The organism is Paraburkholderia sp. BR10141, assembly GCF_056155635.1.
In genome coordinates, this window is the sequence record NZ_JBMIQH010000146.1 from 1 (window position 1) to 442 (window position 442).

At 57.9% G+C, this 442-nt stretch carries 1 protein-coding gene; it reads left to right on the forward strand.

Annotation, left to right across the window (positions count from 1 at the left end; all coding sequences use genetic code 11):
* Window positions 1–120: 120 nt before the first annotated feature.
* Window positions 121–442 (forward strand): hypothetical protein (locus tag ACOJB8_RS41235; protein ID WP_475018013.1); only part of this gene is annotated, 322 nt, incomplete at its 3' end.

Consider the following 442-nt stretch of genomic DNA (forward strand, 5'->3'; position numbering starts at 1 on the left):
TTACGCCTTCGCCTTCCTGCGACGCAAGCTCCTGCGTCAGCAGGCGCTCGCCGATACAGCGCTTGATGCGCGAGATCTGTGCCTCGGGCGTTGTCACGTTGTCAAGGGCGGTCGAGTAATATGACCATCAAGTGGTTGCGGGTTTTTCGAGGCGCCCGAATTTGTCTACGAGCCGCATCAGGACTGGGTTGCGGGCTCGTCGCGGGCAGATCGGTTAAAGTCAAGGGTTTGGGGGTTGAAAATGGCTACAAACCCATGCTGGCAGGCGATTCCCACGAAATTGAGCGTCGAGCAGTTCGAGCAGTTTGTCTGGCCGCACCTCTGAACAAAGCCGCCGACAAGCTGTTTGCCGGGATCCGAGAGGGCGCGGTCATGATGACCGACAGCTATATGAGCGCCTCCCGTTTGCACAAGCATCGGTGTTCAGATTCGACAGAATGGG